A 14892-nucleotide genomic window follows, 5' to 3' on the forward strand; every position below is an offset into this window, starting at 1 on the left:
ACTTGAAGCGCTGATCGGACCGCAAAGCGCCCTCTTCGCGCGCTTTGCGGCGCTCTCATACCACCGGATGCCTTGCCATGACTCATTCACTCCACACCTTTCGCGCGGCGGGGATGCTCGCGGCATTCATCGCGCTCGCGCCTTCGTTGTCGCATGCCGCGGTACGGATCTGCACGTTTCCCGGTAGCCCGTCGGCATCGCTGGATCGCGCCGTCGCACAAGCGGTCTTCGCGCGCGCCAATATTCCGTTCGAGTTCGTGCGCGGTATCGGCGAAGGCGATGACGACGGCGTTTCGCTGAGGGAACTCGACAAGATGCTCACGCGCGATTGCGACGTGATCGCGGGCTTTCCGCGCTCCACGGTCGCCGATGCTTCCGGCGGCAAGATGCGCTTCTCTAGCGGTTATCTGCGCGCGGGATATGTGAGCGTCGAGGCACCCGGCACCGTGTTACAGGGCGCAGCGAAGCGCACCGTCGCTGCCACCTATGCGAGTCCGGCGCAACTCATCGCTGTGCAACGGAGGAACGTGACGCTCGATCTGGAGAAGAGTTGTGCATCGACGGTCGACGCAGTGGCGACCGGACGCGCGCGAGAGGCCATCGTGTGGTATCCGGCCGTCGTCGCTTATCGCCTGGCGCACCCGCAACGCAGCTTCGATATCGCGCCTGCCGACTCGCCTTATGCCGAATGGCACCTGTCCTTCGCGTTCGGCGCCAAGGCCGCCGCATCGCGCGTGCTCATCGACGATACGCTCTCGGCCATGCGCAAGGACGGCGAGCTTCAGGCACTGACGAAGCAGTGGAGCCTGCCCGCGCAGAAGATATCGACCGGTTATCTCGACAAGCCGTCGCAGGCATCGCCCTCGTTCTCGGGCATCATGCTCGCGGACGCGAACGCCTCGCGCATGGGCCGCAACGTCAAGGTGTCGAACGAAGTCGGCGCAGAGGCGCCTTCGTTCGAACAGGCTCAGACCGCCCACGGCAAGACGCTGTATGGAAGCTCGTGCGCGAAGTGCCACGGCGCGCAACTCCAGGGCGTAACGGCGCCCGCATTGCAAGGGCCGTCGTTCGCGCCGGCGGCGAATTCACATCTGACGGTCGGCGGCATCTTCACTTACATGGCGACCAACATGCCCGCCGATCGTCCGGGCAAGATGAAGGATCAGGACTATGCGGACATCATGGCGTTCCTGCTCATGTCGAACGGATACAAGCCGGGGCCGAACAAGATGACCGCCGACATGGCGCGTGCCTCGAAGCTGCCCCTTAATGCGGGGCCCGGCCATTGAGTCGGCCTCTGCGGACGGCCACCGCGCTCTTTCGATCTCGACAGAGCGCGGTGGATTCGATATCGCTCAGCACTACCTGAACTGTGCGAGTCTCGGCGCCCAGCGAGACGCCCGTCATTCAGGCGACGCGCGCAGCGTTGCCATGCTCACGTCCGACAGCTGCCCCACACTGTCGCGTGTCCGTGTCCCCATTGACTCGCCTATCGGACGTCGCGAATGCGGCATCTCGCCCACGTGTGCCCTGCGCGTTATGCGTCGTTACCGCGAATCGGCATCAAGCGGCAGGCAAGAACCTAGCTCAACGCCGGTATCAGCGTTACGCGCCCACTTCAGGCGGTGGCGCGAAGACCCCAAGCGACACAGTTCAACTCTTCAAGAGTGCTACACGGCGATACACCTGTTGCGAATCTGAACAGCATCCGCTTGCGCCCGCAATGTACGGTCTTGCCGAAACGCACGCCGCTCATGGCGTACCCCGCGCGCGAGCTCAATGGCATGGAACTCGCAATGTAGTCGGGGCGGCGGCGTGCATCGCCAGCGCCGGGCCGCTTTATCGACATGCGAGGAGCACACTGATGAACCATGCGGAGATGCAGTTCCTGAGCACCGACTACCCATACAAGAAGCAGTATGGGAATTTCATCGGCGGCAAGTGGGTGCCGCCCGTCGGCGGCGAATACTTCGACGACATCTCGCCCATCACCGGCGAGCCGTTCACCTCGATTCCACGTTCGCGCGAAGCGGACATCGAGGCCGCTCTCGATGCGGCTCATGCCGCGAAGGCATCGTGGGGCAAGACGTCCACGACGGATCGGGCCAATCTGCTGATGAAGATGGCCGACCGCATGGAAGCGAACCTCGCGCGGCTCGCGGTAGCCGAATCGATCGACAACGGCAAGCCGTTGCGCGAGACGATGGCGGCCGATATCCCGCTCGCGATCGATCACTTCCGCTACTTCGCGAGTGCCGCGCGCGCACAGGAAGGCTCCATTTCACAGATCGACGAGGATACGGTCGCGTATCACTTCCATGAGCCGCTCGGCGTCGTCGGTCAGATCATCCCGTGGAACTTCCCCATTTTGATGGCCGTATGGAAGCTCGCGCCCGCGCTTGCGGCGGGAAACTGCGTGGTGCTGAAGCCCGCGGAACAGACGCCCGCGTCGCTGCTGGTGCTGCTCGAAGTCATCGAAGACTTGTTGCCGCCGGGCGTGGTGAATGTGGTGAACGGATTCGGGCTCGAAGCCGGCAAGCCGCTCGCATCGAGCAAGCGCATCGCGAAGATCGCGTTCACGGGCGAGACGTCGACAGGGCGTCTCATCATGCAATACGCCAGCCAGAACCTCATACCCGTGACACTGGAACTCGGCGGCAAGAGCCCGAACATCTTCTTCGCCGACGTGCTCGACGCGGACGACAGCTACTTCGACAAGGCGATCGAAGGCTTCGCCATGTTCGCGCTTAATCAGGGCGAAGTGTGTACGTGCCCGTCACGCGCGCTGATCGAAGAGTCCATCTATGACCGCTTTATGGAACGCGCGTTGAAGCGTGTCGCGGCGATTGCGCAAGGGCATCCGCTGGACACGAAGACCATGATCGGCGCGCAAGCCTCGCAGGAGCAGCTGGAGAAGATCCTGTCCTACATCGACCTCGGCAAGCAAGAGGGCGCGGACTGTCTGATCGGCGGCGAACGCAACGCGCTCGAGGGCGAGCTGGCCAAAGGCTTCTATGTGAAGCCGACTGTTTTTCGCGGCAACAACAAAATGCGCATCTTTCAGGAAGAGATCTTCGGACCGGTGCTTTCGGTGACGACCTTCAGAACCGAAGAAGAAGCGCTCGACATAGCGAACGACACGCTCTATGGCCTTGGCGCAGGCGTCTGGACGCGCGACGGCACGCGGGCGTATCGCTTCGGGCGCGCGATCCAGGCGGGTCGCGTATGGACCAACTGCTATCACGCGTATCCGGCGCACGCGGCGTTCGGCGGCTACAAGCAATCGGGCATCGGTCGAGAGAACCACAAGATGATGCTCGATCATTACCAGCAGACGAAGAACCTGCTCGTGAGCTATAGCGAAAAGCCGCTTGGCTTCTTCTGACCTTGGATCGTGCGGAGCCGCCGTATCGCGCGGCGACTCCTCTCGTTCAAGGGACGGCGATGAATGAAGCGCGTAGTCGCGCTTCTTAAGGCCATCGCGTTGATCGAAGAGATCAAGACCGCGCATGACGTGGTGCGCTTTCCGCTTTGTCACCGTCGACGAGTTCATCGTCGGCGTCCCCGATGTCAGGTTCGCTGATATCGCAAGGAAGCCCCGCGCATTCCAACGCAGGGCTTCTTTCATCGCGCCGGACTCAAGCCGTCTCGGCACGCTCCACGGGATGCGGTTCCTTCAGCTTGTTCGCCACGCGCGCGGCTTCGAAATACGATGCGTTCGGCGGACGCTTCAGATATTGCCCCGCGCCGCGCACTGCGCGCAGAGCGCCATCGGTCCATGCAAGCGCGCCGCGCGTGAGCGTGTGCGTCGCCACGCCCTGCACCGTCATGCCCTCGAAGACATTGAAGTCCACCTGCTGATGATGCGTCTTCACGGAAATCGTGCGCGACGCCTGCGGATCCCAGACGACCAGGTCCGCATCGGCGCCGACCTGCACCGCGCCCTTGCGCGGGTACAGATTGAAGATCTGCGCCGCGTTCGTCGATGTCACGCGCACGAACTCGTTGGGCGTGAGACGCCCCATGTTCACGCCGTGATGCCACAGCACGGCCATGCGATCTTCCACGCCGCCGCAACCGTTCGGAATTTTGGTGAAGTCTTCGCGTCCCATCGCTTTCTGCGACGCGCAGAAGACGCAGTGATCCGTCGCCGTGGTATGCAACTGGCCCGATTGCAGCCCGCGCCACAGCGCCTCGCGATGCTCGCTCGTGCGAAACGGCGGACTCATCACGTGCGCGGCGGCGCGCGTCCAGTCGGGATCGCGGTACACGGATTCATCGATCACGAGATGGCCCGGCAGCACTTCGCCGAACACGCGCAGGCCGTCGTTGCGCGCCTTCGCGATGACATCGACCGCATCTTTCGCCGACACATGCACGATGTAAAGCGGCACGCCCAGCACCTGTGCAATACGGATCGCGCGATTGGCCGCCTCGCCCTCCACTTCGGGCGGACGCGACAGCGGATGCGCCTCCGGTCCCTTGAAGCCCTTCGCGAGCAACTGCTTCTGCAACTGGAATACGAGTTCGCCGTTCTCCGCATGCACAGTCGGCAACGCGCCCAGTTCCAGCGAGCGCGTGAAGCTGTTCACGAGCACTTCGTCGTCGGCCATGATCGCGTTCTTGTAGGCCATGAAGTGCTTGAAGCTCGACACGCCGTGTTCGTGCACGAGCAGGCCCATGTCGCGATGCACGGACTCGTCCCACCACGTCACGGCAACATGAAAGCCGTAATCCGCCGATGCCTTCTCCGCCCAGCCGCGCCATTCCCTGAACGCGTCCATGAGCGGCTGTTTGGGGCTCGGAATCACGAAGTCGATGATGCTCGTCGTGCCGCCCGACAAACCCGCCGCGGTGCCGCTATAGAAGTCGTCGCTTGCGGTCGTGCCCATGAACGGCAGTTCCATGTGCGTATGCGGATCGATGCCGCCGGGCATCACGTACTGGCCGCCTGCATCGACGATCTGCGTGTCGGCGGGAATATCGATGTCCTGGCCGATGGCGAGTATCGTGCCGCCCGCCTGCGAATCGGCGCACAGCACATCGGCGCGATAACTGCGGTCCGCATCGATGACGGTGCCGCCGCGAATGAGAATAGGCATGTGTCGTCCTCCGTTGATGTTCAAGCGCTCAGCATGTCGGCACGCGGGCTGCCGCGCAGTTTCATCCACGATCCATACACGAGCGCGGCCAGCACGAGGCCGACGAACCACGCATACGTGTAGACCGTGTTGAAGAACGCGGGCACGTTGGGAAAGGATGCGGGAAACGCGGTATGCAGGAATCCGGGCAGATTCGGCAATACGCCGATGAGTAGCGCGACGACCGCGGCGATGTTCCAGCCGCCGTGATACGAGTACTCGCCGTCTTCTTCGAAGAGTTCGCGATGATCGAGCCGCGTGCCGCGAATAAAGAAGTAATCGACCATCATGATGCCCGCGACCGGCCCGAGCAACGCCGAGTAGCCGACGAGCCACGTGAAGATATAGCCTTGCGTGGTGGCGAGAATCTTCCACGGCATCATGACGATGGCGATGGTCGCCGTGATCATGCCGCCCGCGCGATACGAGATGCCCTTCGGCCACAGGCTCGAAAAGTCATAAGCGGGTCCGACGAGGTTGGCCGCGAGATTGCAGCACATCGTATCCAGCGTGAGAATGACGAGCGCCACACCCACGCCGATGCCCGTCATGCGGCTCGTGAGATCGATCGGGTCCCAGATCGCCTTGCCGTAGATCACCACCGTCGCGGACGTCACAACGACGGAGATCACGGAGAGCAGCGCCATCGGCAGCGGCAGGCCGATCGACTGTCCGACCATCTGATCGCGCTGCGTGCGTGCGAAGCGCGTGAAGTCCGGAATGTTGAGCGCGAGAGTTGCCCAGAATCCGACCATGGCGGTGAGGCCGGGCCAGAACGTCGCCCAGAACATGCCCTCCTTCTTGCCGCCGGCCACGAACTGCGACGGCGCCGAGAGCATCGAACCGATGCCGCCCGCCTTCGACGTTGCCCACCACACGAGCGCGACGCACATCACCACCTTGATCGGCGCGGACCAGCTTTCGAGCCAGCGAATCGAATCGGTGCCATGCCAGATGAAGTAGAGCTGCAGCGCCCAGAAGAGCAGAAAGCAGCCGAGTTGCTCGATGGAAATGTCGATCAGCGGCAAAGCCGCGCCGTGCAGCGCATTACCTGTGAGGATGTTCAGCAGCGTATAGATCGCGCTGCCGCCCAGCCACGTCTGAATGCCGTACCAGCCGCACGCGACGATCGCGCGCAACAGCGCCGGCAGCTTCGCGCCCTGCGTGCCGAAGGACGAACGCACGAGCACCGCGTAGGGAATGCCGTGCTTCGCGCCGGCATGACCGATCAGAAGCATCGGCACCAGCACGATCACGTTGCCGAGCAGCACGGTCATCACGGCCTGCCACGGCGACATGCCCTGATCGGTGAGTCCCGCCGCCAGCATGTACGACGCGATGTTCATCACCATGCCGACCCACAACGCCGCGAAGTGATACCACTTCCACGTGCGTTGCGCCGGGCCGGTCGGCGCCAGATCGTCGTTGTAAAGGCTGCTCGCTTCGACGTTACGCGCTGTCTGATTCATCGGATGCACTCCGCTTAAGTGTTCGCCGCGCTATCGCATCTGCGCGCGATGCGCGCGGCGGGGGTCAATGACGAGCGCTGCGTGTGATTCAGGCCGCTTTCGCGGGCTCCTCGACGTTCTCGCGAGCCGGATTGTTCGGATGCGTGGTCCAGTTCGCGTATTCGCCTGCATCGACGCGTTCCATCGTGATGCACTGCTCGACGGGACAGACGTGCATGCACAGGTTGCAGCCGACGCATTGCGCATCCACCACTTCGAAATGACGCTTGCCGTCCTTCTCCTTCAGGATCGCCTGATGCGACGTGTCCTCGCACGCGATATGACACAGTCCGCACTTGATGCACTTGTCCTGATCGATGCGCGCCTTGATGTCGTACTTGAGATTGAGGTACTTCCAGTCGGTGACGTTCTGCACGGCGCGGCCGCGAATGTCGTCGAGACTCGCGTAGCCCTTCTCGTCCATCCAGTTCGAGAGGCCATCGGCCAGATCACTGACGATGCGAAAGCCATAGTGCATCGCCGCCGTGCACACCTGCACGCTGCCTGCCCCGAGCACCATGAACTCGGCCGCGTCGCGCCACGACGAAATGCCGCCGATGCCCGAGATCGGCAGATCGGGAGTCTCGGGATCGCGCGCGATTTCCGCGACCATGTTGAGCGCGATCGGCTTCACGGCCGGTCCGCAATAGCCGCCGTGCGTGCCCTTGCCATCGACGGTCGGCATGGGCGCCATCTGGTCGAGGTCGACGGCGACGATCGAGTTGATCGTGTTGATGAGCGACACGCCGTCCGCGCCGCCTTTGAACGCGGCGCGCGAGCCCATGCGAATGTCGCTGATATTCGGCGTGAGCTTGACGAGGCACGGCAGCCTGGTGCCTTCCTTGACCCAGCGCGTCACCATCTCCACGTACTCGGGAACCTGCCCCACGGCTGCGCCCATTCCGCGTTCGCTCATGCCGTGCGGGCAGCCGAAGTTCAGTTCGACTGCGTCCGCGCCGGTGTCCTCCACTTGCGTCAGGACCCACTTCCAGTCTTTCTCGTTGCACGGAACCATCAATGAAACGATCAATGCGCGATCAGGCCAGTCACGTTTCACTTGCTCGATCTCGCGCAGGTTCACGTCGAGCGGCCGATCGGTGATCAACTCGATGTTGTTGAGCCCCGCGATGCGCTGCCCGTTCCATTGCACCGCGCCGTAGCGCGAGCTCACGTTCACCACATGCGGATCGAGCCCGAGCGTCTTCCACACGACGCCGCCCCAGCCCGCCTCGAACGCGCGGTTGACGTTGTAGGCTTTGTCGGTAGGCGGCGCCGAAGCGAGCCAGAAAGGATTCGGCGACGAGATGCCGGCGATGTTGCAGCGAAGATCGGCCATGTTCGTGTCTCCTCTTCGAATCAGGCGGCTTTGATTGCAGTCAGCTCGAACGACGCGTCGATCGACGCGGCCGCGAGCTTGCCGTCCTGCACGGCCTGCACGGTGAGATCGAGCCCTTCGTGGGTGGCGCAATCGCCCCCGGCCCACACTTTGGCGAGCGTTGTTTGCCGATTCTCGTCAGTCACGATGCGCCCGCCGTCGAGCGTCAGCAGTTCGCGCCCGATGCCCACGGGCACGAGCGTCTGACCGATCGCCTTCAGGACCATGTCGGCTTCGATCACGAAGCGCTCGGCGTCCCGTTGGAATTCGACGCCTGTCACCTGACCGTTCTCGCCGATCAGACGCACGGGCTGCGCATGCGTGACGATGTGCACGCCATGAGTCTGCGCGAACTCGCGCTCGGCCCATGTCGCGCTCATGTTCTCGACGCCGCGCCGGTACGCCATCGTCACGCTCGTCGCGCCGAGCTTGCGGCTTTGCACGCACGCATCGACGGCTGTGTTGCCGCCGCCGATCACGACCACCCGACGGCCGACCGGCACGCTCGCGAGGTCATCGGCCTGACGCACCTGCTCGATGAAATCGACCGCGTTCATCACGCCGTTCAGCGACTCGCCTTCGAGTGCGAGTTCGCGCACGCCTGCGAGCCCCAGCGCGATAAACACCGCGTCATATTGCTTGCGCAACTCGTCAAGCGCGAAGTCGCGTCCGAGCGCCTGACCGGTGCGGATTTCGATGCCGCCTATCGAATGAAGCCACTCGATCTCGCGCTGCGCGTAGTCGTCGACCGTCTTGTAGGCCGCGATGCCGAACTCGTTGAGACCGCCCGGCTTGTTGCGCGCATCGAAGATCACGGCGCGATGGCCCGCGAGCGCCAGTCGATAGGCGCATGCGAGCCCCGCCGGTCCGGCGCCGATAATCGCGATGCGCCTTCCGGTTTCCGGCGCGCGGCTGAACAACGCAACGTCATTCGACATCGCCCAGTCGGTCGCGTGACGTTGCAATGCGCCGATCTGCACGGGCTCGTCGCCCGGATGATTGCGCACGCAACTTCCTTCGCACAGGATCTCGGTCGGACACACGCGCGCGCACATGCCGCCGAGCGGATTGGCCGAGAGAATATCGGAGGCCGCGCCCTTCAGATTGCCGTTGCCGATCTTGCGGATAAAGCCCGGTATGTCGATGCGCGTAGGACACGCTTGCACGCATGGCGCGTCATAGCAGTAGTGGCAGCGGCTTGAAGCAGCGGCCGCAGCGGTCGCGTCGAGAAGCGGCGCGACGTCCGAGAATTCGCACGCGAGACGCTCGTGCGTCTGTCGATGACTCGCGATATCGCCGATGGTCTTCATGGTCATGCGCGTTCCTTGTCGAAGGCGTGACGGTGCCCTCCGTCCGCAAGAGAGCGGACGGCCGGACGTGATGATTGAAAAACGGCGCGGCTCAGGAAGCCGGTTCGGATGCGCGTTCGAGCATGGCGTGCAGCAACACGTTCGCGCCTGCTTCGATCCACTCCTGTGTGGCGTCTTCTATTTCGTTATGACTGATGCCGTCGACGCACGGCACGAATACCATCGATGTGGGCGCGACCTGCGCGAGATAGCACGCATCATGGCCCGCGCCCGAGACCATATGGCGGTGCGAGTAGCCGAAGCGCTGCGCTGCCGCGCGCACCGATGCCACGCAAGCCGCATCGAACTTGACGGGTTCGTAGTAGAAGATCTGTTCGAGCTCGGTTTGCAGGCCGATCTCGCCCGCGATGCGCTCGACGCCTTCGCGCAGCGCGGCATCCATGCGCGCGAGCACGGCATCGTCGGGATGACGGAAATCGACGGTGAAGAACACGCGGCCGGGAATCACGTTGCGCGAGTTCGGATGCACCTGCATCATGCCGACCGTCGCGCACGCGAGCGGCGCATGGTCGAGGCCGATGCGGTTGACGAGATCGACCACGCGCGAGGCGCCGAGCAGCGCGTCCTTGCGGCGCGGCATCGGCGTGGGGCCGGCGTGCGCTTCCTGGCCCGTCAGGGTGATCTCATACCAGCGCTGGCCCTGCGCATCGGTGACGACGCCGATCGTCTTGTCTTCGGCTTCGAGGATCGGCCCTTGTTCGATATGCAGTTCGAACGCCGCGTGCAGCTTGCGACCGCCGCACGGAACATCGCCCGCATAGCCGATACGCTTGAGTTCCTCGCCGATGGTCTTGCCGTCGACGTCCTTGCGCGACAGCCCGTACTCCAGTGCAAACACGCCCGCGAACACGCCGGATGCGACCATGGCGGGCGCGAAACGCGAGCCTTCTTCGTTGGTCCAGATGACGACTTCGATCGGATGCTCGGTCTCGATGCCGCGATCGTTCAGCGTGCGAATCACTTCAAGCCCGCCGAGCACGCCATAGGTGCCGTCGAAACGGCCGCCCGTAGGCTGCGAGTCGGCATGCGAGCCGGTCACGACCGGCAATGCATCGAGATTGCGGCCCGCCCGTCGCATGAACACGTTGCCCATCTGATCGACATGCACCGTGCAGCCCTCCGCCTTCGCCCAGCTGACGATGAGATCGCGGCCTTCGCGATCGAGATCGGTGAGCGCGAGACGGCAGACGCCGCCCTTCGGCGTCGCGCCGATCTTGGCCATCGTCATCAGGCTTTCCCACAGCCGCGCGCCGTTGACGCGGATGGACGTATCGAGACCGGCCTCTGTGACTGCATCCGTTAGGACGTTCATGCGCCTCGCTCCTGACGATGTGACTTCGTGTGTGAGTGACCCCGGTTCGTGCGTGCCGGTGCGCTTCTAGTGCGTTCGGGCACCCGTGCTGTGCACGTCTCTTCGTTCTGCGATGGGCGTTGCAAAGAGCGCGCTTTCCGGTGACCGGCGCGCGCTTCAAATCCTGTCCGGTTGGACAGGTTTTAGCCGATTAAAATAAGCAAATCAACGTATTTCGTGTGCGGGCAAACACGGAGCGGAAAAAGCGATAACCATGCCATTGCGTCGCAGCATCCATGCATGCGAGGTTTGCCGATGCTTTCGTCGCGATGCAGCGCGGCGTGCGCCCACGGCGCGATTCAGGCACGATGCAACACAGACGGCAAAGAGCGCGACGATGAGACACGACGAAGCCACCAACAGCATCACCGCGAACGAAGACGCGCCGCCGCCCGCGCGGCGACGCCGTGCGCAGATTCGCGAAAGCAACGAAGTGCATCTGCTCGCCTGTGCGGAAGCGGTGTTTGCCGAGAAAGGATTAGAAGGCGCGAGCACGGCGATGATCGCCGAGCGCGCCGGCTTGCCGAAGGCCAATCTGCATTACTACTTCCCGACGAAGCTCGCGCTCTATCGCCGCGTGTTGGAAGACATATTCGAGGACTGGCACCGCGCGGCAGATACGTTCGAGTGCAGCGACGACCCGGTGGAAGCGATCGGCGGTTATGTGCGCGCGAAAATGGAGTTGTCGAGAAGACGACCGCTCGGCTCGAAAGTGTGGGCGAGCGAGATCATTCACGGCGCGCATCACATGCAGGACATGCTCAGCGAGCGCGTGAAGCCGTGGCTGAATACGCGGGTGAAGGTTATCGAAAGCTGGATCGCGCGCGGCCTGCTCGCGCCGGTCGAAGCCGATACGTTCATGTTCATGATCTGGGCGATCACGCAGCATTACGCCGACTTCGATGCGCAGATTCGCGCGCTCAAGGGCAAGCGGGCGCTCACGCAAAAAGCCTTCGACGAACAGACGGAAGAAGTCGTGCGACTCGTCATTCGCGCGTGCGGGGCAGTGTCGCCGCGGGCCGTGGGAGCATCGCAAGCAGCGCATGCCTGATCGTCACACGCTGGTCGCGCATAACAGCCCTCACTTCGCGTCGACTACGGTCGTCCGGTCACGCGTCGCACCATCGCGTATAGCACGGACAACTGCGCGCCGCTCTTGAGCGCGTAGTTGGGATCGTACTGATTGGAGTAGCCCCACCAGTCGAAGCATCCGTTAGGGTTCGTCGGCCCCGGCGCGGACGACGCGACGGTGTCCGGATAGACGACGACCACTTTGTTCGTGTCGGCCCACTCGTTGATGCCTGCTTCGGTGACCCAACGGTTTCCGATCAGCGACGCCTGCTGCAAGCAGCCATGAAGCGCCAGCACCAATCCGCATTGCTGCCCTTGCGCGCAGGCTTTCGGGACAAACACGCTGCCCGTCGAACTCATCGAGAGGTTCGGCGACGCCCCGAACTCGGTCTGATCGAATGTAAGCAGCGAGCCGGACAGCTTGCCACCGTTGCGCGGCTTCAGCGGGCCGATGAACATGGTCAGCCAGGTCTTGACCGAGTCGTAGGTCGCTCCGTTGGCCGAGCAACGCACCATGTACGGGCTCCCGAGCGTGCCGCATGCAAGCTCGCCGTCGGGGGATTCCCAGCCATGCGCAGCGGGAAACGCGTTGTCGAAGTGAATCTTCGCGCCGTAATGCTGGTACTCGGATTTCAGGTCGGCCATCTCCAGTGGATTGACCACCTCGTCTTGCGTGCCGGACCAGAGGTAGACGGTTTGTCCGCGCAGATTCGTCGATGAGTCGATCGTGCCGAGGGCCGATTGCGCGTCGAGATAGGTTTCCGAAGCAACGAGCGTACTGTTATACGACGCCTGATTCGTCGGAAGCGTCAAGCCACCGCAGTTCGCTAGCGCTGTCGCAGCGCCGCCTAAGCCCGCGCACCAGTACACGCCGCCGGCATAGATGGCGGCCCCTTTGAACGTCGCGGAGTGGGCGACGTGCATTTGCACCGCAGCGAAGCCGCCCGATGAGATGCCCGCGACGAAGACCTTCGCGGGGTCGATCGTGTAGCGTTGCAGCCGGACGGGCGCGGCGTGTTGCGATTTGCCGTTCGGCGCTGCGTTATCGGTGGCGGATGAAGCGCTGCCGTGCGCCGACTCTTTCGCGACAGCAGTATCCGCAACAGCCGATTCTCCGCCCCCGCACCCGGCGATGCAGAGAGCCAGGCTGATTGCCGACGCAAACCGAACGCCTGAGGAGATAGCACGCATCGTCGTCCCCTGCTGAGTGGAAGAAACATCGAACGCTGATTGATACTTGAATACGAGACCCCTCACGCGCTGCGAGCGATCACAACGGTACAGTGCGCAAGGCCCGCTGAGCAACATCTGCGCCCGATGGCGCGGGAGCGGTCGTGAATTCTCTTGCTGTTCAACGACGTGAGCGCCACCGCGAACACGCTGATTCAAGAGTGCGCCTGTGCATCAATTTTGCTCCGTCTCGTCGGAGGGATCTTGCGGACGGGATGCATAGCGCGCAATTGCAGCGCGAAGCCGCAGCCCATAACGAGGACATGGACAAGCAAGTGCAAAGGCCGAACATTTACCCGATGATGCGAAAGACAATTTCTACCTTACTTCTTGCACTGCTTACGTCATGCGGCGGTGGCGGCGACAATTCGACGAGCGCCACCTCGACGAGCCCGGCAGGCGGCGTCAAACTGCAGGTCGTGGCATTCGGCGACAGTCTGTCCGATGTCGGCACCTATGCGCCGATAGCCAGTGCGGTGGGCGGCGGACGGTTCACGACGAACCCGGGCCAGGTCTGGTCGCAGGATGTCGCGCAGTACTATGGCGACACGCTGACTGCGGCCTATGTAGTCGATCCGGGCCATGAACTGAAGGCGCAAAGCGGTCTCGGCTACGCGCAGGGCGGATCGACCGTCGCGACGCCCGCCAATCAGGAGCAGTTCCTCACCGATCTGATCGGCGACATCGAGATGCCGGTCAGTCAGCAGATCTCGAGCTATCTGTCGGCGCATACGAGCTTCAATTCGAATCAGCTGGTGCTCGTCTGGGCGGGCTCGAACGACGTGCTTCGGGCAGGCTCGCCGCCCGCCGCCGACCAGACGGTGCAGACGGCGGCGACGACGCTCGCCGGGCTGGTCGGGCAGATCGTCGGGGCCGGCGCGACGCATGTCGTCGTGGTCAACGTGCCTAATGTCGGGCTGGCGCCGGATGGTATTCAGCAGGCCGATGGCGGCGGCAACCTGTCAAGGCTCTCGCAACTGTTCAATTCGACGCTGCTCACCGCGTTGCAGGCCAACAACCTGCAAAGCAAGGTTATTCTCGTCGATGCCTATACATGGACCACGCAGACCATCCAGAACTATCAGGCGAACGGGTTCACGGTATCCAACACGGCGCAGGCATGCGATCCCTCCAGGACCCCGCGCAACACTTCGCTGTTGTGCTCGCCGTCCACGTACGTCGCCGCGAACGCCGACCAGACTTACATGTTCGCTGACTACCTGCACCCGACGACGGCCATGCACGCGCTGTTTGCGAAGTATGTCGAGAAGCAGATCGCTGCGAGCGGAGTCGGGCGTTGACTTGTTTTGTAAGCGGGCATTCAGTGATCGCGTGGCGCCTCGAAATGCTCGCTGCTTGGACTCTGCCGATAGCTAGGTAGTGCAAAGTTCAACTCCGCGAGTTCGAGCTTGACCTCGCACCGCCGATGACATATCGGTGGCTCCGCCGCGAGCTATTCGTCCATTCGCGGCCCTCGGCTTTTCTCGACGATTCATCGCAAGACGTCGTTATCCATATACGTGAGCGCAGTCCATAGTCGGCGCGATTCGTGCTGACGATTGATCGAAGTGTTCAGTGACCGCATCGTGGCGCTCCAGATGGCCGACGATCACGCAGGCAATGCGCAGCCTGATCTAATGGCTACCGGGACACGCCCGAGCCGTCATCCGCTTCGAAACAGAACCGAAGAAGTTCCTCCGCCGATCCGAGCGGTGGAGGCTCGTGCGAAACAATGGTCACGCTCATGTCGATCGAACGAAGCTACCGTCGCCGGATACCGATAGCAACAGTTGCAACTACGGTTCTTCAAGAACCGTGGGCCGAGGCCGTTATAAAGGGCTCAGAT

10 protein-coding genes are annotated in these 14892 nt (G+C 63.0%); 4 read left to right on the forward strand and 6 right to left on the reverse strand.

Annotated features, from left to right (window positions below):
• Positions 1–77 precede the first annotated feature (77 nt).
• Positions 78–1289 carry a c-type cytochrome gene (locus LDZ24_RS22085; protein ID WP_248324209.1) on the forward strand — a complete coding sequence of 404 codons (1212 nt, stop codon included), beginning with the start codon at positions 78–80 and terminating at the stop codon, positions 1287–1289.
• A 575-nt stretch (positions 1290–1864) separates the two neighbouring features.
• A complete protein-coding gene (adh, locus tag LDZ24_RS22090; RefSeq protein ID WP_248323360.1) occupies positions 1865–3385 on the forward strand; it encodes an aldehyde dehydrogenase in 1521 nt (506 codons plus the stop codon).
• Positions 3386–3638: 253 nt separating this feature from the next.
• On the opposite strand, the gene hydA is transcribed toward adh, so the two are convergent.
• The 5 genes from hydA to LDZ24_RS22115 form a co-directional block, all read right to left on the reverse strand.
• Positions 3639–5102 carry a dihydropyrimidinase gene (hydA, locus tag LDZ24_RS22095; RefSeq protein WP_248323361.1) on the reverse strand — a complete coding sequence of 488 codons (1464 nt, stop codon included), beginning with the start codon at positions 5100–5102 and terminating at the stop codon, positions 3639–3641.
• Positions 5103–5122: 20 nt separating this feature from the next.
• Complete coding sequence (locus tag LDZ24_RS22100) at positions 5123–6610, reverse strand: NCS1 family nucleobase:cation symporter-1 (protein WP_248323362.1); 1488 nt, start codon at positions 6608–6610, stop codon at positions 5123–5125.
• 88 nt (positions 6611–6698) lie between these two features.
• The gene (gene preA, locus LDZ24_RS22105) at positions 6699–7985 is read right to left on the reverse strand and encodes an NAD-dependent dihydropyrimidine dehydrogenase subunit PreA (RefSeq protein WP_248323363.1); all 1287 of its coding nucleotides are present in this window, start codon (positions 7983–7985) and stop codon (positions 6699–6701) included.
• Positions 7986–8005: 20 nt separating this feature from the next.
• Positions 8006–9340, reverse strand: a complete 1335-nt coding sequence (locus tag LDZ24_RS22110) for an NAD(P)-dependent oxidoreductase (RefSeq protein WP_248323364.1) — start codon at positions 9338–9340, stop codon at positions 8006–8008.
• 85 nt (positions 9341–9425) lie between these two features.
• A complete protein-coding gene (locus LDZ24_RS22115) occupies positions 9426–10706 on the reverse strand; it encodes a Zn-dependent hydrolase (protein ID WP_248323365.1) in 1281 nt (426 codons plus the stop codon).
• 376 nt (positions 10707–11082) lie between these two features.
• On the opposite strand from LDZ24_RS22115, the gene LDZ24_RS22120 reads away from it, so the two are divergent.
• The gene (locus tag LDZ24_RS22120) at positions 11083–11796 is read left to right on the forward strand and encodes a TetR/AcrR family transcriptional regulator (RefSeq protein ID WP_248323366.1); all 714 of its coding nucleotides are present in this window, start codon (positions 11083–11085) and stop codon (positions 11794–11796) included.
• Between the two features lie 44 nt (positions 11797–11840).
• Here the strand turns inward: LDZ24_RS22120 and LDZ24_RS22125 are convergent, their stop codons facing one another.
• Entirely contained in the window at positions 11841–13007 is a 1167-nt protein-coding gene (locus LDZ24_RS22125) for an alpha/beta hydrolase-fold protein (RefSeq protein WP_248323367.1), read from the reverse strand.
• A gap of 338 nt (positions 13008–13345) precedes the next feature.
• Between LDZ24_RS22125 and LDZ24_RS22130 the strand changes: the two genes are divergently transcribed.
• Positions 13346–14347, forward strand: coding sequence for an SGNH/GDSL hydrolase family protein (locus LDZ24_RS22130; RefSeq protein ID WP_248323368.1), 1002 nt, complete (start codon positions 13346–13348; stop codon positions 14345–14347).
• The last annotated feature ends 545 nt before the right edge of the window (positions 14348–14892 follow it).

Source organism: Caballeronia sp. Sq4a (assembly GCF_023170545.1).
Taxonomy (GTDB): Bacteria; Pseudomonadota; Gammaproteobacteria; order Burkholderiales; family Burkholderiaceae; genus Caballeronia.

What these genes read in the sequence shown, in the direction of transcription:
- preA (WP_248323363.1), bottom strand. Translation starts at nt 7,985, where the DNA reads ATGGCCGATCTTCGCTGCAACATCGCCGGCATCTCGTCGCCGAATCCT.
- LDZ24_RS22110 (WP_248323364.1), bottom strand. Translation starts at nt 9,340, where the DNA reads ATGACCATGAAGACCATCGGCGATATCGCGAGTCATCGACAGACGCAC.
- LDZ24_RS22115 (WP_248323365.1), bottom strand. Translation starts at nt 10,706, where the DNA reads ATGAACGTCCTAACGGATGCAGTCACAGAGGCCGGTCTCGATACGTCC.
- LDZ24_RS22120 (WP_248323366.1), top strand. Translation starts at nt 11,083, where the DNA reads ATGAGACACGACGAAGCCACCAACAGCATCACCGCGAACGAAGACGCG.
- hydA (WP_248323361.1), bottom strand. Translation starts at nt 5,102, where the DNA reads ATGCCTATTCTCATTCGCGGCGGCACCGTCATCGATGCGGACCGCAGT.
- LDZ24_RS22130 (WP_248323368.1), top strand. Translation starts at nt 13,346, where the DNA reads ATGATGCGAAAGACAATTTCTACCTTACTTCTTGCACTGCTTACGTCA.
- LDZ24_RS22125 (WP_248323367.1), bottom strand. Translation starts at nt 13,007, where the DNA reads ATGCGTGCTATCTCCTCAGGCGTTCGGTTTGCGTCGGCAATCAGCCTG.
- adh (WP_248323360.1), top strand. Translation starts at nt 1,865, where the DNA reads ATGAACCATGCGGAGATGCAGTTCCTGAGCACCGACTACCCATACAAG.
- LDZ24_RS22085 (WP_248324209.1), top strand. Translation starts at nt 78, where the DNA reads ATGACTCATTCACTCCACACCTTTCGCGCGGCGGGGATGCTCGCGGCA.
- LDZ24_RS22100 (WP_248323362.1), bottom strand. Translation starts at nt 6,610, where the DNA reads ATGAATCAGACAGCGCGTAACGTCGAAGCGAGCAGCCTTTACAACGAC.